Genomic DNA, 19,136 nt, shown 5'->3' with positions numbered 1-19,136 from the left:
TCGGGGCTCAAGCGTTTCCGAAAACGTTGACGCGACGGCGGTTTGGCAGCATCCAAAGGGCTCGTGGTCCGTACACCGCAGGAAGCGCTGAGGCGCTGCGACACCGACTTGGCGCGACTCGCGAGCTCCATCGGGTTGTTGGCACGGCTGACACCCAAGAACGCCGTCGAGGAGCGGCAGAGGCTGTTGTGCGATCTGCGCTCGGGACGCAAGCCCGTGCCGAGCTGGCAGCTCGAGAGACGGGGCACACACGGTGCATTTCGGACACTGGATCGGGCGCGGCACGAGGCGAGAGCCCTTCCCGGCGCGCAGCTTTACCTGGACAAGCTGGACGAGCTCGAGCTCGAGCTCGCGTTGGTCGATGCCATCGGCGACGGGCGGCGCGTGCGTCGCCTAGCGGCGCGGCGGTTCGGAACCGGAGCCGAGCAGGTCAACACGGTCGCGGGGCCCATCTCGCTCGCCACGCTGGCACGCAGACTGCTCGACGAGGTTCCCGTTGCATCGCGGTCAAGCTCCTCGGGCGGAGCGAGGGCGGCCACGGTGTCCGTGGCGGCCGCGGTGCGGGAGTTGGCGCGCGTTGCCGGGCTGGCGGTACAAGTGCGCATGGAGCCGCGCCTGGCCGCTGGCGCAGCGACCGGCAACGGGGTCATCTACGTGGGCTCGCGGGCGTTTGAGCCCCGCGAGGCGCTGCGCATCGCCGTCCACGAGGTGTTTGGTCATCTGGTTGCCGCTGCCAACGGTCGGGCGCAGACCATGAGGTTGCTGGAGATCGGTACGGCGGGATCCTTCACCGACCAGGAAGGCGTTGCCTTGTGCTGCGAAGAGGCTGCCGGGCTGATCGACTCGCGGCGTCTGCGCACGCTGGCCGCGCGCGTGCTGGCCACCGATTGGATGCACGCCGGCGCCTGCTTCGGTGATACAGCCCAAAGGTTGCATCGTGAGGAGCACTTCCCCGCGACGGACGCGATCGTGATCAGCGAGCGCGTCTACCGCGGGGGGGGCGTGGCTCGCGACGCAGCGTACTTGCTGGGCTGGTTGCGCGTGCGAGATGCGCTGCGCAAGGGGCGAGCCAGCTTGGACGAGCTACGCGCCGGCAGAGTCAGCCTCGCAGCTATCCCCGCGCTTCGCGAGCTCGCGGATAGGGGCTGGGTGCGGCCCCCAGTCTACCGGCCGAACTTGGAGCGTAGCCTGCGCGCCACCCCTTGGGGCACCATACCCTGCACATCCCCCCCCAGCGAAGCGGCCTCTTTGACGAAGCTGGAGCTTACGTAGAAGTAGTCCGTGGCCATGATGAACACCGTTTCCAGCTCGGGGTACATGTGGCGGTTGACGTTGGCCATCTGCCATTCGTGCTCGAAGTCGGCGACCGCTCTGAGGCCTCGCAGGACCACACGCACTCCCTGCTCGCGCGCGTAGTCGACCAGCAACCCATCAAAGTCGTCGATACGCGTTCTCGGCTCGCTGCCCAGCTCTTCGCGCAGCATCGCGAGGCGCTCCTCCACGCTGAACAGAGGCGTCTTTTTTGGATTGCGCGCCACGGCCACCGTGATGCGCTTGAAGGCCACCAAGCCGCCACGAACGACACTGACATGACCGTTGGTCAGCGGGTCAAACGAGCCTGCGTAGATCGCTGTCGTCATCGCTTGGTTGCGCTGGCGCCCGGCGGACGAGCAAAAAGCACGCTGGTGTCTCCGTAGCGATACGAAGCCAGCGTAACAAAGTTCACCAGCTTCAGCGAACCACGGCGACTGTACTCTATCACTACGGTCGCCGAGCTGGCCAGCGTCTTGCCCGCGGCTAGCGCCTCGAGAAGCGCAGCGACGGACCCTTGCCGGGCGTACGGAGCGTCCACGAACACCAGATCGAAGGGGCGCTGGGCGACAGCGCCGATCCGCGCAGCGACGCGATCGGCCGGGCCGAGAAGATCAAGGGCCAGGAGCCGGATAAGCGTGGCGAGCCCGAGCTCATGTGCCGTCCTACGGATCAGCCGGCGCATGCGGGCGTCGAGCTCGACCAAGAGCGCAGCGCTGGCTCCGCGCGAGAGCGCTTCGAAGCTGAGCGCTCCGGTCCCCGCAAAGAGCTCCAGGACGTACGCATCCGCGAGCGCTCCGCGAGCGTCGAGCGCGGACGCCACGCCTTCCCTCGCGCGTTCGGTGGTAGGCCGCGCAGGGCTGCCCGAAGGCTGCCGAATGCGTCGGCCTCGCAGCTTGCCGCCAACGATCCGCATCCTCTACCCTGCCAGCCAACAATAGATGACTACATATATGACCAGGGCGGGCTCAGAACGCGATCGCCGCGTTCAGCATGGCGGTGTCGCGGCTCAAGCGAGGAACGAGACTCACGGCGCGCGAGCGGGAAGCCGCTGTGGCCCGAGCCTCCCGATCGCCTGTCACAAGCAAGTAGGCGCCCACCCCACCGCCAATGGCTGAAGCCGCTATCAGTATGTACTGCAGGGTTTCCAGCGTACTCGCTCTCGCGCACACATCCTGAACGTGCCTCAAGTCCGAGGGCGACACCCCGAAGCTCGTGCCGGCCTCGGCGGCGTCGCACACGTTCGCCGAGCGCATAGGCTGCGCGCCCGCAGCGCGACGGTAGTTGAGCAGACGCCGGTCGTCGTTGAGCTTCGCGATCCGCATCCAGGTGAACGCCGTCGCCCCCACGAGCGCGGCAGCCCCCGCAACGAGCGACATGCCGACCCACATCTTGGTGCGAGGCCATCCCATGGGCTGCCCGCTGGGCAGCTCCCTCAGGGTCAGCCTCACGGGTGTGTGTCTCTGCGCTGTCACGGTAACGGTCGTACGCATCGGCTCGTATCCCGGCGCAGTGACCTCTATCGAATGCGATCCGGGGCTGACCTCCTGCAGCAGCAAGCGGCCTCCCTGCATCTGGCCGGCTTCTTCACCATCCACGCTCACCAGCGCGGCCATCACGTTGGCTTCTACCAGCACGGCTCCGGTTGCCACTGGTGGCGGCGCCTCGGGCTCCGGCGGCGGTGTGGTCTCGACCGGTTTGCTTGCCCGTCTGCCCGTGAGGGTGTCCAGTGTCTGGCGCGCCAGGGTCCTCATGCTGGCATCGTCGTAGCGCTTCGCGTCGGCGACGATCTTCGCACTGGCATCGACGCCACCGCTGTCCTGGTCGAACAGATCCACATTGACCCGGATCCTCGAGTCGCTTCCTTCGCGCTCGACCGTGCCGTAGATCAACTTGTCGGCTCTGAGAGCAAGGGCGATGTCGGTCAAACAAGAGGGATCCGGGTCATCGCAGCCATAGGCCAGCGCCATCTGCGCCAGCGAGGGTGCCCGGGAGCTCACGCGCCAGCGTTGCTCGGTGCGCGCCCGGCGCCTCAGCGCCTTGCTCAGGGCGAGGGCGAACTCGTCGTCGCCCTCCAGCGACCGAAGTCCCAAGACCACCAGTCTTGGCTGAGCCTCAAGCACCGCGGGGAATAGCAGACTCATGGCGACAAGAGACCCCACGAGGGCCCGCCGCAGCTGGCGCGCGCCCGTCGGGAGGCAGGCAAGCAACCCTGTCATGGCCAGGGTTATACCGTGGGCGATCGCTGGTGCAACCAGCCCGGTCCTGTGCGATCTGCACAGGTCGGTGTGTGGCGGGTCCCTACCTGGACTCGGTGCCCAGTTGTGGCATGGTGCGCACTGGTGCGCTCGGGAGCAATCGGTGCGCTCCGGAGCGCACGATGCGGTGGCAAGACGAGCAAGGTGACGTGGTGCAAAGCAAGCCCAGTTCGCTGCATGTCGAGCCCGTCGCTTGTTTGAGGGACAACTACGCCTACCTCCTGCTGGGCGAGAAGGGGGATGCCGCCGTAGTCGATCCGTCGGAAGCCGAACCGGTAGAGCGCGCTTTGCAGCGGCACGGAGCCAAGCCAGGAGCGATCTGGCTGACCCACCACCACTGGGATCACGTGGGTGGCGTCGCTCGATTGCGGGCGCGTTACGGTGCAATCGATGTCGTGGGCAGCACCTACGATCTGGCTGCCGGTCGAATCGAACACCAGACGCGAGGCGTCGCCGAAGGTGACCGGCTCATGTTTTCAGGCCTGCCCGTGTCGTTGCTCGAGCTTCCGGGCCACACGCTGGGTGCATTGGCCTACTACGTGGACGGCTGCCTTTTCACGGGAGACACGCTGTTTCTGGCCGGCTGTGGCCGCCTGTTCGAAGGCACGCCCGAGCTCATGTACCGCTCCTTGCTCAAGGTGCGCAGCCTGCCCCCAGACACCCGTATCTACTGCGGTCACGAATACACCCTCGACAACCTGCGTTTTGCAGCGGTCGTCGAACCCGACAACGCCGCGATCACGCAGCGGATGAAGTGGGCCCAGGCCCGTCTGCGCGCCGGCGAAGCCACGGTCCCTGGGCGTCTGGCCGATGAGCTTGCCACCAACCCGTTTCTACGCTGCGAGTGTGCACCGGTGGTAGCGTCCGCTCGTCGCTTGGACGCCCGAGCCGAGGCTCCCAGCGACGTCCTCGGCGTCATCCGGCAGGCCAAGGACCGCTTTTAGATGCGCCAACCATTGCACTGCGCGCCGAGCCGTCCGGACTGCTCTCGGCGGACCCGTTGACGTTCCATCGGGATGAGACTCACCGGAGGGGCAACGGTATCGTCGTTGCGGCAAAGCGGGCTGCCGAGCGTGTCCCGGGCATGGCTGGTGGCGCAGGCGAGCGGGCTGGTCAGTAGTGGCCAACGAGCCATCATCCGAGTCGACGTTCGCGGCCATCCGACGGGGCGCACGTCGCGGCATCGTGACCATGTCCGCCCGAACGGTCGTGATCCAGCTTGTCGTTCTTGCTGGTCGGATTCAGCTCGCCAGGCTGCTCGAGCCCTCGGATTTCGGTGTCTACGGCGTGGTCGTTTTCGCTTCGGGCCTGTTGCATCTGTTCGGCGATGCGGGCGTCGGAGCCGCCTTGATCCAGCAACGGGACGAGCCCTCGGACAGGGAGCTGGCGACCGTGTTCACGTTTCACCTGCTGGCGGGTTTGGCCATGGTGGGGCTGGCGTGGCTGGCTGCCGATACCCTGCTGCTCGTGTGGCGTGGGCTGCCCGCTTCCACCCCTTGGTTGCTGCGAGCAGTGGCGTTCAGCGGGCTGCTGAGCGCGCTGCGGGTCGTCGCCAGCATACGTCTCGAGCGCGAGCTGCACTTCGGGCGTTTGGCGCTGATCGACGTGGTTGCCACGCTTTCCTTTTACATCACGGCTGTGTCCCTGGCTCTTGGCGGCTTGGGATCCTGGTCGCTTGGGGTCGCACTGGTAGCGCAAACCGGTACGGGCTCGCTGCTTGCCATGATGCTGTCGCCCTGGCGCATACGGCTCAAAGCCGACTGGGGCACGCTGGTGCCGCTGCTTCGGTTCGGACTCAACTACCAGCTCAAGAACCTGGCTGGGTTCGTCAACGGTGCGATCACGCCGCTGTACGCAGGCGCAAAGCTCGGCATCCACAACTTCGGGCTCATTCAGTGGGGCCATCACACGGCCTGGTTCCCACTGCGGCTCGTAGAAGTCGTCGTTCGCGTGTCCTTCCCGGTGTTCAGCCGCCTCCAGAGCGATCCGAAGCAACTGACACGAGCACTCGGTCGCGGGATCCAAGTGTGCGCATTGGGCGTGTTTTTCTTCGGGGCTTTGCTGTTCGGATTGGGCGCGGATCTCGTGCAGATTGTCTTCACCGCGAAGTGGCTGCCTGCAGTGCCCATCCTGCACGTGTACTCGGCGGCCTTCGCGATCGCGTTTCTGTCGCCTCTGCTAGCGGCCGCGCTTGACGCCATGGGCAGGCCGCATGTCTTTGCCAGGCTTTCGCTGGGTTGGACCGCGCTCAACTGGATCGTCGTGCCGATTTCGACGCACATCGCCGGACTCATGGGGTTCGTCTACGGCAACATCGTGCACACGGTGGTGGGCAACCTCATCGCGGTGATCGTGGTACGTCGCTATCTGCCCGGTCTCGACGTTCCCCGGCGCCAGCTGGCTCCGGTGCTGGCATCCATAGCGACCGCTGCCGCGGGCTACTATGTACTGCGGCCTTGGGTATCCGGAGTCGCAACACTGGTGGCAACGATCGCAGCCATGCTGGTCGTTTTCACGGTCGTAATCGCTTTGGTGGATCGGCGCGGCACACTGGAAGCCGTGACGTGGCTGCAGCAGCGACGCGGTCCCGGGTCTGGCGGCAAGGAGACGTCGGCCGCCGAAGGAGGCCGGTGACCCCTGCCGGCGACGCGCGCCCGCGGGCTGGGAGCGCGCGCGGCAAAAAGAACGACCAAACGCGCCCCGGAGCCTGCTCGGGCGTTTCTGTTGTGATCGTCAACTGGAACGGCCGCGAGGATCTGGTCGAGTGCCTTCGTTCACTAAGGGCTCAAACCGACCCTGATTTCGAAGTCATCGTCGTGGATAACGGCTCGCACGACGGCTCCGCCAAGGCTGCACTTGAAGAGTTTCCCGACGTCATGTTGATCGAAACAGGTAGCAACCTCGGTTTCGCCGAAGGCTGCAACCGCGGCATCGAAGCCGCAACGCAGCCGTGGCTTCTCACGCTCAACAACGACACGGTGGCTGATCCGAACCTCCTCGCCGTTTTGCGCGAGCGAATCCGCTGCACGAGCCCCTTGACGGGTATGATCCAGGTCCAAATGGTGTTCAAGGATCGTCCGGCGCTCCTGAACTCCACCGGGATCGTGCTGTTTGACAACGGGCTCGCACGCGACAGGGACGTTGGGCTGCATGTTGCGGAATGCGAACACGAAGCGGAGGTCTTCTGCCCGACGGCGGGGGCAGCACTGTACCGACGCTCGATGCTGGAGCAGACTCGACTGCCCGCAGGATTCTTCGACCGCGACTATTTCATGTACTTCGAGGATGTGGACCTTGGCTGGCGCTGTCGTATTGCGGGCTGGCACGCCACCTACGCGCCGGAGGCGCGTGTGCGACACGGCTTTCAAACGAGCTCGCAGCGCCACGGCCCGAGCTTCCTGCGAATTCAGACACGCACCAACCGCCTGCGCTCCTTGATCAAGAACGCGTCCAAGCGTTTCCTGCTCCGCAGCCTGTCGCGTACGTTGTGGGATGTGGCGAGCTTGTTCTGGCTCGAGGGCCCCAAGGCCGTGCCGCGCCTGGCGCGAGCGATCGGGCAATCGGTGCGCGCACGTGCGCACGTGACCCGGCTGCAACAGACCGGCCGCCGGGCCGTCGAGCGGCAGTGGGCGATCCGCAGAAGGTAGCTCAAGCAGGTGGACGTCCGTTGCCGGCCGGGCCGTCGAGCGGCTGCAGCTCCGAGAAGAAGCGGACGATTTCGTCTCGGCGTGCGAGCGCATCCTTGCGCCCGAGCTCGATGAGCCGTTTGGCGAATTCGCCGTCGAACAAGATGAACGACAGCAGGTCGGACTCCCAGACGCTACCTAGCGCTGCCGCATGCGCCAACAGCCACGACGAGAAGCGGTCGGTCAGGATCTGTGTTTCGACCTCGCAAGCGAGGTGGCCGATGTCTTCCGAGGGATGAAAGACGAGCGTGTCAAGGCGCCGGTAGGTCAGGCCCCGGTGGCCGCGCACTACGTGCTGAACCTCCTCGAGCTTGTCGGCGCCCACGGTTTCCTCCAGGGTCTCGAGCAGGATGTTGAAGCGTTCGAGCACGTGCAGATCGTAGTTGATGGGGTCGAGCAGCAGGGCGTTCAGGACCTTGCCGATCAGGAACAGCGGACTGGGGAAGGCGCGCTCTGCATCCTCGGGTCTTGCGCCCGGACGGGTGGGCGACAGCAGCGACACCACGACCAGCCGCTCTGCTCCCGCCCGGATGGCCGGAGCGAGCGGCGTATTGAAGCGAATACCCCCGTCGCAGTAGAAGTCCTCGCCGATGCGTCGAGCAGGGAAGAACACGGGAATCGCCGCAGACGCCAGGATGTGATCGGGACCGATCGCTCCCTTGCGGGTTTCACGGCGAGGATCGCGGGACGCCGGCAGGTGGGCGTTAGGAGCCAGCTCGGCGAAGATCGTGGTCCTGCCCGAGCCGACCTGCAGCGCCGCACAGATGAGGGCTCGAACCACGCCGCGCCCGATGTTGTGGTGCAACCGATCCCAGGGCACCCTGGAGCGCGCCAGCTCGTCAAGCGCCCGCGGATCGAGCAACGAGCGCCCGAGCCGACGCGCCCGCGCACTGTTCGGATTCGCGATCGTGAGCTTGGACCAGTCCCGCTTCCAGCCCAACAGACCTCGCAGGTCGATCTTCAGATGCTTGCCGAGCTCGAGGGACTGCCAGCTCTCGATCATCCCCGAGACTGCCATGTCGGGCAAATGCGCGTGCGCCGCCAGATAGGCTGCGTTCAGCGCGCCCACGGAGGTGCCGCAGAAGATGTCGAAGGGACATCGAGCTTGCTTGCGGTCCTTGAGGGCTTCCACGATTCCTGCGACGAGCCCGGCCTCGTAGGCGCCCCGCGCGCCGCCGCCGGACAGCACCAGTGCGGTGCGCGCTCGCGTTGGGGCCGGCGGGATGGATTCGCTGGCTTGCATCACGAACGCGCCTTGGGCCGTGTTCTGGCGGCCGTGAAGTCTACATCTTGGCGGACTGCGTACTGGCCCTGAAGTCGAATCAACTCGCCGTAGCGGGCGGGCATGCGGTTTGCCAAGCCGAGCAGCACCCGGCCGGCAGCCTCGGCGTCTCCCGCGGCTCGATGAGCCTGCTCGAGCGTGATCCCCATGCGTTCGCACACCTCGGTCAGCCGATTACCCGCTTGATCCCGCTCGAGCTCGCGCACCCAGACCAGGGGATCGATCCAAACGACGTCGCTCCTTAGCGCAGGCGGGGGCTGCGCGAGCGCGAACCCCGCGCGCCGGCACTCGGCCTGCAAGAACTTCCGGTCGAACGCGGCGTTGTAGGCCACAGGCACACGACCTTCGAGCAGCGGCACGAGCTCGGCCAACACGTGCCCGAAGGGCGGCGCTTGGGTCAGTTCGTCGTCACCGATCTGGTGCACCTTGCGTGCTTCCTCCGAGACCGGAACGCCGGGATTGACCAGCCACTGCCGTAGCCGGCTCAGTGTCCCGTGATCAAAGCACGCGGCACCCACTTCGATGACGCGGTCCGACTCGGGCTGCAATCCGGTCGTCTCGAAATCGATAGCCACGAGCGGCGCGTCACTCCAGCGGCTCGAAGGATCCAGCTCGGACACCAACCCGTCGACGTGGGCGACGCTGGTTGCGATCCGGTCGGCGATCCCCGGGTAGTGCCGCCCCGTAGGAAAACAGCCGCAGACGCGATCGAGTGCGCCTCGCACTACCTGGACCACGGGGTCGGTGGCTGAGGCAGCTCGTCGTAGCCGGCACCGGGCATCTACCGGAGCAGAGCATATATTTGGTGGGTGGCGCAATACCGCGGACGCCTGGCGCCTTCACCCACGGGGCCGATTCACTTTGGCACTGCACGGACGGCGCTGATCGCGTGGCTTCGTGCCCGCTCCCAGGGCGGCCAGCTGCTGCTGCGCGCCGAGGACCTCGACGCGGCTCGCGCCAAATCGGGGGCGCTCGATGCCATGCTCTCCGATCTGCGCTGGCTCGGGATCGACTGGGACCAGGGTCCAGATTCCCGCGGCCCGGGCGGTTAGCGATGCGAGCGGCGGAATCCTACCTTTTCGTGGGCTCGTACCGACCGCGTGTTTCGAGCCGCGACTTCCGTGAGCACGAAGTCGTGGCGCGAGCCGTAGGGCTCGTGCGTCGTTGCATATATGCCGGCCAGAACACCGCGGCCACGAAACGGCTTGGCGATACATACTTGCCCCATGACGAAGTAGCGGTAGGAGGGGGTCAAGCTACAGGATCGAGGGCGCGGCGCACGGCACGAGCCAGAGCGTCGGCGCTTAGCGGCTTCGCCAACAGCGTGAAGTCGCTCGGCTCGAGGAGCTTGCGCGACTCGTCATCGACGTAGCCGGAGATGAGCAGCACGGGGAGCTTGGGATTGCGCTTTCGCAACAGCTTTGCCAGGGCCACGCCATTGCCGTCGGGCAACCGCACATCCGAGAGCAGCAGCTCGAACGTTTCGGTCTCCACGGCAGCCCGTGCCTGCTGCAGGCTCTGGGTGGCCACCACGCTGTAGCCGTGAGCCTCCAGCATGCGGACGGTCACGCTTCTCACGGAAGCGTCGTCTTCGACGACCAGAATGCGCTCCGTTCCGCCCATGGTAACGTGTGTCCTTGTGCCTTGAACATGGGCCGGTGGAGCCTCGACCGCAGGCAGGTGGATGAAAAACGTCGAGCCCTCGCCGACTTTGGTCCGGGCCCGCATGGTCCCTCCAGCTTCCGCCACGATACCGTGGCTGGTGGCCAGCCCCAGGCCGGTCCCTGCTCCGGAGGGACGCGTGGTGAAAAACGGCTCGAAGATGCGCGGCAGGACCTCCGGGGCGATGCCTTCCCCTGTGTCGCTGACCTCCACCACGGCTGTGCGCTGGGCTTGGATCTCGGGCAGCTCGCCGTTGCAGTTGGTACCGGGCCGGACGCGGATGCACAAGCGGCCGCCTCGCGGCATCGCCGCCCGTGCGTTGACCGTCAGGTTGAGCAGGACCAGCTGAAACAGGCTCTTGTCGAGCTCCACGAGGCCACAGCCGGGCTCGATGTCGATTTGGAGCTCCACACGCTCGCCGGCTGCACGCTGCAGCATGCTGCGCGTGTTCAGGACGAGCCGCGGCAAGCTCAGGACTTTGGGTGCGGCAACGTGCTTGCGACCGAATGCCAACAGCGACCGCGTCAAATCGGTAGCGCGCTCGCATGCGGCCTGGATGTCGCTCAAGTACTCCAGCGCTTCGGGACGATCGTTGACTTCCTTGCGCATCAGCGCAAGCGAGCCGGTGATGACGAAAACGATGTTGTTGAAGTCGTGAGCCACCCCGCCCGCCATGCGCGCTAGAGCCTCGAGGCGCTGCGCGTGCTGCAGCCGCTGCTCGAGTTCTTTGCGTTCGGTGATGTCCTGGACCCCTCCCACGATCTGTACCAGGACTCCGCCCTTCAACACCGGTCGCACGTGATCCCGTAGCCAACGGATGCCTCCGTCGGCGGTGTGAATCCGGTACTCGCTGACGAACGGTATGCCCTTCTTGAGCTCGCCAAACAGCTCGTCGTAGTCGCCGCGGTCGTCGGGGTGCATGATGTGGAACCATCCGCCCCTATCCGCGATCTGCTGCGGCGTGTATCCGGTCACGCGCGAGAACGAGCCGGCGACGATGGTGGGAGCTAGAGGCGCGCCCGTCACGTCGGCGACGTAGACGTAATCGGAAGCCAACTCCGAAAAGAGACGCAGCTCGTCCTCTCGCGCACGCAGCGCCGCCTCTGCCTCCTTGTGCTCGGTGATGTCGATGGCCGCACCTCCCAGTCGCACAGGTGCACCCCGCGCATCCAGCTCCAGGCGACCGCCGCCACGTATCCAACGCACAGCACCGTCGGGACGCACTACTCGGTGTTCCATGACATAGTGTGGCTCGCGCTGCGCGAGCGCTTGTCGCATGCGCTGCGCGAGCGCCTGGCGGTCGCCGGGATGTACGAGCTCTTGGAACTCCGACAGGGTTCGCGGGTACCGGTCTTCGCTCAGACCGAAGATTCGGCCCAGCTCGGAAGACCAAAGCAGCTCGTCTCGCGCAATCTGCCAGGTCCAGACCCCGACCTGTGCACCCTGGAGCACCCACTCGAGGTCGGCTCGCGAAAGACCCTGGCCCCGCTCCGCCACATCGTCCTCCTCGTTCATCGGCCCGCGGTTAGGACCCGCCACACAATAACCTGTGCAGATCCCACAGGACCGGACGACGCCGGCAAGACGCGACGACGAGGGATACTGCGGGTATTTCGAGGAGGAGCAACACGGCCAGCGGCGTTTTGGGGCCTGCGAGGTGGGCAGGTTATTGTGTGGCGGGTCCTTAGCAGACAGAGCCCGTCTTGGATAGTCGGCGAGGCGCTGGGGAACCCGATTCCTGGCGCAGGCCCGGTGGCGACTACTCGAGCGCGAAATCGTAGCGCAGTCGCGCAAAAACGCGGTCGTGTGCGCGCAGGCCGGCGAGGAAGCCGAATCGGTCGCCCGGTTGGTAGCTGATCGCGCCGACTGCGATTTTCAATCCATCGCGTAGCGCGTAGGTGACCTCGGCTCGACCAAGCCAACCGTAGCCTGCTGTCCAACCGAAGCCGCTGACGGCGCACACCAGCTGCAGATCTTGCCGCAGCGTACTATGCGTGGCGCGCAGCGCCCACACGGGTTGTCGCACGGGAAAGACCAGCCCCTCGACCTCGTGGCCGAGCCAGCGCTTGGCGAGCTCGAGGCTTAGCTGCGTGTCGGTTATGCCCGAATAGGTCACGGCCCACAGGTGACCGACCTCGGTGGTCTTTGCGATGGCGAAGCTTGGCAGCGGGCCGCCTGCCGGGCCGGCAACGTTGTAGCGTCGTCCCAGCGCCGCATACGCCTCCCACTTGAAGACCAGATCGCGAAACGGCAGCGCACCGGAATAGCCGAGCAGCGTGTAGCGCGGGTGCGTGAGCTCGACAACCAACCTATGGCGTGACGCGCCAGGATCGGGAATCGTGCCGAGATCGGCTCGCGTGATCGACACGATGCGAAACCGGTCGAGCAGCACCTGCTGGTCCAGCACCGACGCCAGGTACAGCCCCGCATCCAGGCACGGCCCTTCGTAAGTCCAACGCAGCAGCCATTGCTGCGTGTCCAACCCGAATCGCCCGGGTCTGTCTTCAAAGGCCATTTCGAGCTCGCCGGGCAGCAACGCCGCCGCCATGGGGCTCATGGCGAGCAGCGCCGGCAGCGAGCTGAAGGGACCTCGGGGCGGGGTACGGTAGCCGAAAAACGCTTCGTGGACGACCATGAGCTCGGCGCGTTGAAACCCCGCGAACACTGCTGCGCGCGTGGCCAGCACCGGCAGCCGCGAGTCGTCCAAGTCCGCCAGCCCGGGCTCGCGCAGGTCACGTGGATTGACCACGTCCACCAGGCTCACCGCCTCCCCTTGACCCCAGGCCACGATCTGGCGCCCGATGCTCAGCCGCAACGGCCCCACATCCTTGGAGACATAGGTCTCGCCCAGGTACACCAGGGACCGGTAGGCGTCGAGCGTAGGCTGATCGTAGCGCCCTCGCTTCACCCAGTAGGCCACGTCGTACTCCGCATGCAGCGATGCAACCGCCCGGATCGTCCGGCCGCTGTAGCGTGTTTCGAGATCGAGGCTTTGCCGGCCCTTGGCAAAGGGATTGCGGTTGCCTCCCGGAAGCGATGGGCCCGATGCCTCGGTTAGTCGTTCCATCCACACGCCCCACTGACTCCGGGCGAAACCCGTGGTGTACCAGCCGCCGCCTGCGGTCGTCGCCGTGGACAGGGCCGGTTCGGTCGAAGTCTGTTCCGCTTCCGGTGCCGCAAAACCGAGCTCGTCGCTCGCGTCGCCCCAGCCATCCTCCTCCGCCTCCCGAGAATCGTGTGCTGCGGGAGGTTTCGGTTGGGCACGCAGGAGCGCATGCGGGATGAGCCCGCCGAACAACGCGAGCGCGCCGAAAGCGAGGCTACCGGATGCGGCGCACGCGTCGCCTCGACGGATCGGGCTCGAAGTGGGTGACCAGTGCGGGATGGCGGCCATGGGTGGGGTAACGCTCTGGGGCGCTCGCCCCGTATCGTGTGCACCGCACCCTTGTTGCCATCCCCCTTGGCAATGGTCAACAAGCCGCTACCCAGTCTTCCCGTCGTTGCCGCGGTGGTGGCTTGACGTCCAAGCGATGAGCGTCGACGATCGTGCGATGGACAGCCGTCAATGACCGAAGCGACTGCACTGGACGAGCTGCTGGCTCCGCTCGATGCCGAAAGCCTGGTCGTGGCTTTGACCGGCGCGGGTGTCTCGGCCGAAAGCGGTATTCCCACGTTTCGAGGTGCCGATGGATACTGGCGTGTCGGTTCCCGCAACTACCATCCCCAAGAGCTCGCTACCTACAGGGCCTTTTCGCAGATGCCCTGGGAGGTCTGGGCTTGGTATCTTTACCGGCGCTCCGTATGCCTGGCGGCACGTCCGAATCCCGCGCACTTGGCCCTCGCCAAGCTGGAAGCCGCGCGGCGACGCTTCTTCTTGGTCACCCAGAACGTCGACGGTCTGCACCTGAGAGCCGGCAACAGCCTGGAGCGGACCTACCAGATCCACGGCAACATCGACTTCATGCGCTGCGCAGATGGCTGCTGCTCCGATCTGTTCGAAGTGCCGGAGCAGATCGATCGGAGCTGGGAGAAGGGACGCGCCTTGACCACCGCGGAGCAGAAGCTGCTGCTGTGTCCCCGTTGCCAGGGGCAGGCCCGACCCCACGTTCTGTGGTTCGATGAGACCTACGACGAGCCGCTGTTCCGCTACGAGAGCTCCATGGCAGCCGCGAGCGCCGCCGAGCTGCTGGTCGTGCTGGGCACGACGGGTGAAACCACATTGCCTTTTCTGCTGACGTCGCACGTCGCGAGACGCGGCGTGCCGTTGTTGGCGGTGAACCTCGAGCCCAATCAGCTTACCGACCTGGTGTCCGCGAGTCCCAGGGGACTCTTCATCGAGGGCCGAGCCGGCGATTGGCTCCCGCGCATCGCCGGCGCAGTGGCGTCGAGGCAGCGCAGGTACTAGCCTAAACAGGTTACGCTGCGCACGCTCTTGTGGCGCAGCGAGGCTCCGTGTGATGTCCCCGCCCGTCCGCCCGCAAGCCGGCGCTCGATCGCCGGCTCCTCGATCGTCGACTCCTCGATCGCCGACCAAAGGATCCGCCGCAGTGTTGTTGGTGGACGACGACAACCTGTTGCGCCTGACGGTGCGTCCCCGCTTGGAGAGCCTGGGTTACTCCATTGTCGAAGCTCGGACCGGCGACGAAGCACGCGCGGCCTTTCGGGAGCGTTTGGACGCGGTCCTGCTCGATTACCGGCTGCCGGACGCCGACGGCATCAGTCTGCTCCGGGAGCTGAAGGCCACACAGCCGGATACGCCGGTCGTGCTGCTGACGGGTCACTCCACGGTCGAGATGGCTGTCGACGCAATGAAACGAGGGGCGTTCGACTACGTGACCAAGCCCTGCGACGCCGACAAGATCGCCATGATCGTCGAACGCGCCTTGGATGCGACGCGCCTGGCTCGTGAGGTCAGAGGTATCGTAGCCGGCGGTGGCCAGGCACCCGTGTTCGAAGACATGGTGGGCGAATCCGAGGCCCTGCGCGGCGTGAAGATCCTCCTGGATAAGATCGCTCACAGCCCGGCCTCGACCGTCTTGCTCACCGGAGAGAGCGGAACGGGCAAGGACGTCGCGGCGCGTTGCCTTCACTCACGTAGCGCGCGCTCGGCGCACCCGTTCATGAACATCACCTGCTCGGCCTTGCCCGAGACGTTGCTAGAGAGCGAGCTTTTTGGCCACGAAAGGGGTGCGTTTACGGACGCGAAGCAACAGAAGAAGGGACTGCTCGAGCAGGCGGACCGCGGCAGCGTGTTCCTTGACGAGATCGGAGAGATGTCCCTGGCGCTTCAGGCAAAACTGCTGCGGTTTTTGGAGGACAAGGCCTTCAGGCGCCTCGGTGGCATCGACGAGGTACGCCCGGACGTGCGCGTCGTTGCGGCCACCAACCGCGACCTACGTGAGGCAGTGCGCCTCGGCACCTTTCGCGAAGATCTCTACTACCGCCTCACCGTCCTGCACGTGCATCTCCCACCGCTACGCGAGCGCGACCACGACATCGAGTTGCTCGCCAAATGCTTCGTCGATCGCTTCAATCGTGAGTTCCACAAGCGGGTCAACGGCATTCGCCGTGACGCAATGACGCTGCTCGAGGGCTACGGCTGGCCCGGCAACGTGCGCGAGCTCAAGAACGCGATCGAGCGCGCCGTGCTGCTGACGGACCAGCAGGCGCTGGGCCCCCAGGATTTCAGCGCCTGCTTTCCCAACCCTTCCGACACGATGGCTTCGCAGCGTTTTCGCCTGCCGCCCGGTGGCGTCAACCTGCACCAGCTTGAACAGGACCTCGTGGTCCAGGCTCTGGCGCGCACCAAAGGCAACCAGACGCGTGCCGCCGCGCTTCTCGGCTTGAACCGCGACCAGATCCGCTATCGCATCGAGAAATTCGGCTTGCGGCCCGAGCTGCCCGAACGCGATCGCTGAACGGGCGCCGCCTGGTTCGGGTGGTCGGCCTCCCGACATGGGACGCCGCAGACCCTGGTGTCAGCCCGAGTAATGCCTGGAGCACACGATGCCCGCGCTGGTTTGAACGTTGCCGGTGCTTCTTGAAAAAACGCGGCTCTACATCGAAAATGAATGAGAGGCTGTGCGGTCTCCCCTGACCGGTGTCGCCGACAACTCGCTTGTACGGGCTCCACCATGCGAGTCAGGCCGCTGCGCACAACCAACGCTATTGGCACCCACTCGAGAATAATGGCTCCAAGGCTCTTCCTGATCGTGCTCTTGTCGAGCGCCCTGTGCACGCCCGTGATGGCACAGTCGGACCCACCGGCACAAAGCGGGCTCGACCTGCAGGCTCGCAGTCTCTTTCAAGCAGGACGAATCGCCTTCGAGGCCGGCCGTTTCGAGCAGGCGCTCGGTTACTTCCGGCAGGCCTACGAGCTGAGCCCGCGCCCGTTGCTGCTGTACAACATCGCCTCGAGCCTGGACCGCCTGCGTCGCGATGCCGAGGCCTTGGCAGCCTTCGAGCAGTACTTGCGGGAGCAGCCGGACGCGCCCAACCGCGCGGGTACCGAAGCACGCATCCGGGTTCTGCGGCAATCGCTGCAGGCGGCACAAGCTGCCCTTCCCCCTACGCCGGCAACGCCCGAAACGGGCGCGCAGCAGGCCCCGGCGCAACCTCTCACGGCCGATGCGACCGATGCGGCCGTTGCAGTCGATGCAGTCGATGCAAGGGGCGGCTCAGCTGTACGCGTGCCCGATCCCTCCACGCAACACGCGTTGCCAGCTACAGCCGCGCAGCCGGTGCAGCAAGCCGAGACACAGACCGCGCTCCCGATCGCTACGTCACACAAACCCGAGGCTGCGCGTCGCAAGTACCTTTGGACTTGGGTTGCTGCGGGCAGCACCGGCGTATTCGGGGGCGCGGCGCTGTTGTTCTGGTTGAAGGGCGGTTCCCAGTACGAACGACTGAACAAGACCTGCCTGCCCGCAGGCAGCTGCAACGACCAACAGCTCAAACACGAAGTCGACACCTCGGGCGTGCGGACAAGCGACGCGTTGACGAATGTGTCGCTCGGCCTCTCGGCACTGTCGATGGGAGCCACGGTGGCGCTGTTCGTGCTCGAGGGCCAGGCACACGAGAGCGAGCGGCCGGCCCTGCGCGCTCTAGCCTACCCGTGGGGTTTGCAGGTTGAAGGGAGCTTCTGATCCAGGTGAAGGCCCAACGTGTACCACAGCTTGATGCGGCCTGGCTGCTGGCGCTTTTCGTGCTGGCGGCAGGCTGCAGACACGACATCGACGCCTACTACGATGAACGACGTGGGCCTCATGCGGGCGACGCAGGGCCCGGTGATGCTGGCCCGGGAGGAGGCATGGTGGGTGCCGCGGGCGAAGGGGGAAGCGGCGCCGGCGGTGCAGGAACAGCGGGAGGCGCCGGCCAGGCGGGCGCCGCGGGCTCCGGTGCGACGGGTGGAGGCGCCGGCGCAGGGGGCAGTACGGGAGCCTCGGGGAGCGGAGGCATGGCGGGTGCAGCCGGCTCGAGCGGCGCCGGTGGCATGATCTCGTGCCCCCCCGGCACGGCCGACTGCGATGCAGACCCGGCCAGCCGATGCGAGACTCCCCTGAACACGCTCGAAAACTGCGGCGGCTGCAAGATCGTTTGCGAGCTCGCGCACGCCGGCGAATCCTGCGAGGCGGGCAGCTGCATGTTCACTGGCTGCGAGGCCGGATTCCACGACTGCGACATGGACGCCAGCAACGGCTGCGAAACGGACATCCATACAGCGAGCGACTGCGGGGGCTGCGGCACGCTGTGCGCGCTCGCGCATGCGAGCGCAGCCTGCGACGCGGGCGTCTGTGAGCTCGCGGCCTGCGACCCAGGCTGGGGCGACTGCGACGGCGAGCTCGCGAACGGTTGCGAGACCGAGCTCAACCGGCTGGCAAGCTGCGGGGGTTGCGGCGCCGCCTGTGACTACCCGAACGCCTCGGAAACCTGCGACACAGGCGTGTGCAGGCTCGGGGCCTGCGATGCCAAGTGGGGCGACTGCGACAACGATCCGACAAGCGGCTGCGAAACGCCTCTGACGACGCTCGAAAACTGCGGCGCCTGTGGCGTGGTCTGCGACATTCCCGGAGCCGGCGAGTCCTGCGCAACGGGAACCTGCGAGCCGTCGAGCTGCCAGGCCGGACTCGGCGACTGCGACGGCAATACGGGCAACGGCTGCGAAACCTCGCTCGCGACGCTCCAAAACTGCGGGGGCTGCGGCCTCGCGTGCGATCTGGCGAACGCGGGCGAGTCGTGTCCCGATGGCACCTGCAGCTTCGAAGCCTGCGATCCCGGGTTTGGCGATTGCGACGGCAACACGGGCAACGGCTGCGAAACCTCGCTCGCGACGCTCCAAAACTGCGGCGCCTGCGCAGTGGCGTGCGGTTTCCCCAACGCCGGCGCGTCGTGCGACAGCGGCAGCTGCAGCTTCGCAGGCTGCAACGCGGACTTCGGCGACTGCGACGGCAACACGGGCAACGGCTGCGAGACCTCGCTCACCACCACCTCGGATTGCGGCAGCTGCGGCGTGGGCTGTGCGTTTCCGAACGCTAGCGCAACCTGCTCCGGGGGTAGTTGCAGCTTCGGAGCCTGTGTCGGGGGGTTTGCAGACTGCGACGGCAGCAGCACCAACGGCTGTGAAATCGAACTCACAAGCGACGACGCCAACTGCGGCGGCTGCGGCGTCGCTTGCATCGGGCAGCAGGCTTGCGTGGGCGGAAGTTGCGTGTGTCAGCCAGACTGCCGCGGGGGCGCCGAGTGCGGCAACGACGGCTGCTCGGGCAGCTGCGGCAGCTGCGGCGCCCTGGAAACCTGTAACAGCATGCACCGCTGCGTCTGCCAGTACCAAACCTGCGGCTCGACCTGCTGCGGCGTGGGCGAGAGCTGCGTGGCGGGTCGTTGCCAGCCGCCGGCGCTCGACGTGCTGGACTTGACCGTAAGCCTGAGCCGCAACTT

16 protein-coding genes are annotated in these 19,136 nt (G+C 66.2%); 9 read left to right on the top strand and 7 right to left on the bottom strand.

Features of this window, described 5'->3' with window-relative positions:
- Positions 1 to 42: 42 nt before the first annotated feature.
- Complete coding sequence (locus tag MJD61_13190) at positions 43 to 1,272, top strand: DUF1704 domain-containing protein (protein ID MCG8556224.1); 1,230 nt, start codon at positions 43 to 45, stop codon at positions 1,270 to 1,272.
- Here MJD61_13190 and coaD read toward each other — a convergent pair.
- From coaD to MJD61_13175, 3 genes are read right to left on the bottom strand one after another with little or no spacing between them, the layout of a single operon-like run.
- Positions 1,164 to 1,640 (bottom strand): pantetheine-phosphate adenylyltransferase, encoded by a 477-nt coding sequence (coaD, locus tag MJD61_13185; protein ID MCG8556223.1) that lies wholly within the window; start codon positions 1,638 to 1,640, stop codon positions 1,164 to 1,166. The two genes, MJD61_13190 and coaD, sit on opposite strands and share 109 nt — an antisense overlap.
- Positions 1,637 to 2,227 carry an RsmD family RNA methyltransferase gene (locus tag MJD61_13180; GenBank protein MCG8556222.1) on the bottom strand — a complete coding sequence of 197 codons (591 nt, stop codon included), beginning with the start codon at positions 2,225 to 2,227 and terminating at the stop codon, positions 1,637 to 1,639. The genes coaD and MJD61_13180 overlap by 4 nt, the downstream gene beginning before the upstream one ends.
- 52 nt (positions 2,228 to 2,279) lie before the next feature.
- Positions 2,280 to 3,530, bottom strand: coding sequence for a PEGA domain-containing protein (locus MJD61_13175; protein ID MCG8556221.1), 1,251 nt, complete (start codon positions 3,528 to 3,530; stop codon positions 2,280 to 2,282).
- A gap of 161 nt (positions 3,531 to 3,691) precedes the next feature.
- Between MJD61_13175 and gloB the strand changes: the two genes are divergently transcribed.
- The 3 genes from gloB (at position 3,692) to MJD61_13160 (ending at position 7,216) form a co-directional block, all read left to right on the top strand.
- Positions 3,692 to 4,513: a hydroxyacylglutathione hydrolase gene (gloB, locus tag MJD61_13170; protein ID MCG8556220.1), complete on the top strand. Its 822-nt coding sequence runs from the start codon at positions 3,692 to 3,694 to the stop codon at positions 4,511 to 4,513.
- Positions 4,514 to 4,760: 247 nt separating this feature from the next.
- A complete protein-coding gene (locus MJD61_13165; protein MCG8556219.1) occupies positions 4,761 to 6,203 on the top strand; it encodes an oligosaccharide flippase family protein in 1,443 nt (480 codons plus the stop codon).
- A complete protein-coding gene (locus MJD61_13160; protein MCG8556218.1) occupies positions 6,200 to 7,216 on the top strand; it encodes a glycosyltransferase family 2 protein in 1,017 nt (338 codons plus the stop codon). Before MJD61_13165 ends, MJD61_13160 begins: the two co-directional genes overlap by 4 nt.
- Before the next feature lies 1 nt (position 7,217).
- Here the strand turns inward: MJD61_13160 and MJD61_13155 are convergent, their stop codons facing one another.
- Positions 7,218 to 8,498, bottom strand: coding sequence for a patatin-like phospholipase family protein (locus MJD61_13155; protein ID MCG8556217.1), 1,281 nt, complete (start codon positions 8,496 to 8,498; stop codon positions 7,218 to 7,220).
- Positions 8,498 to 9,274, bottom strand: a complete 777-nt coding sequence (locus tag MJD61_13150) for a 3'-5' exonuclease (protein MCG8556216.1) — start codon at positions 9,272 to 9,274, stop codon at positions 8,498 to 8,500. The genes MJD61_13155 and MJD61_13150 overlap by 1 nt, the downstream gene beginning before the upstream one ends.
- 72 nt (positions 9,275 to 9,346) lie before the next feature.
- Between MJD61_13150 and MJD61_13145 the strand changes: the two genes are divergently transcribed.
- The gene (locus tag MJD61_13145; GenBank protein MCG8556215.1) at positions 9,347 to 9,589 is read left to right on the top strand and encodes a glutamate--tRNA ligase family protein; all 243 of its coding nucleotides are present in this window, start codon (positions 9,347 to 9,349) and stop codon (positions 9,587 to 9,589) included.
- A 199-nt stretch (positions 9,590 to 9,788) separates the two neighbouring features.
- On the opposite strand, the gene MJD61_13140 is transcribed toward MJD61_13145, so the two are convergent.
- Together MJD61_13140 and MJD61_13135 are read right to left on the bottom strand one after the other, a co-directional pair.
- On the bottom strand, positions 9,789 to 11,714 hold the full coding sequence (locus tag MJD61_13140; GenBank protein MCG8556214.1) for a PAS domain-containing protein: 1,926 nt from the start codon (positions 11,712 to 11,714) through the stop codon (positions 9,789 to 9,791).
- A gap of 244 nt (positions 11,715 to 11,958) precedes the next feature.
- Positions 11,959 to 13,593 carry a hypothetical protein gene (locus MJD61_13135; GenBank protein ID MCG8556213.1) on the bottom strand — a complete coding sequence of 545 codons (1,635 nt, stop codon included), beginning with the start codon at positions 13,591 to 13,593 and terminating at the stop codon, positions 11,959 to 11,961.
- A 171-nt stretch (positions 13,594 to 13,764) separates the two neighbouring features.
- On the opposite strand from MJD61_13135, the gene MJD61_13130 reads away from it, so the two are divergent.
- The 4 genes from MJD61_13130 to MJD61_13115 all read left to right on the top strand — a co-directional run.
- The gene (locus MJD61_13130) at positions 13,765 to 14,604 is read left to right on the top strand and encodes an RNA polymerase subunit sigma (GenBank protein ID MCG8556212.1); all 840 of its coding nucleotides are present in this window, start codon (positions 13,765 to 13,767) and stop codon (positions 14,602 to 14,604) included.
- Between the two features lie 142 nt (positions 14,605 to 14,746).
- Positions 14,747 to 16,117: a sigma-54 dependent transcriptional regulator gene (locus MJD61_13125; protein MCG8556211.1), complete on the top strand. Its 1,371-nt coding sequence runs from the start codon at positions 14,747 to 14,749 to the stop codon at positions 16,115 to 16,117.
- A gap of 270 nt (positions 16,118 to 16,387) precedes the next feature.
- Positions 16,388 to 17,344 carry a tetratricopeptide repeat protein gene (locus tag MJD61_13120; GenBank protein MCG8556210.1) on the top strand — a complete coding sequence of 319 codons (957 nt, stop codon included), beginning with the start codon at positions 16,388 to 16,390 and terminating at the stop codon, positions 17,342 to 17,344.
- Between the two features lie 5 nt (positions 17,345 to 17,349).
- The coding region (locus tag MJD61_13115; GenBank protein ID MCG8556209.1) for a hypothetical protein at positions 17,350 to 19,136 on the top strand (1,787 nt) is incomplete at its 3' end.

This window comes from Pseudomonadota bacterium (genome assembly GCA_022361155.1).
GTDB lineage: Bacteria > Myxococcota_A > Polyangia > Polyangiales > JAKSBK01 > JAKSBK01.
The sequence above is the reverse complement of the archived record's forward strand: the minus strand, read 5'-3'. Positions and strand labels throughout refer to the sequence as shown.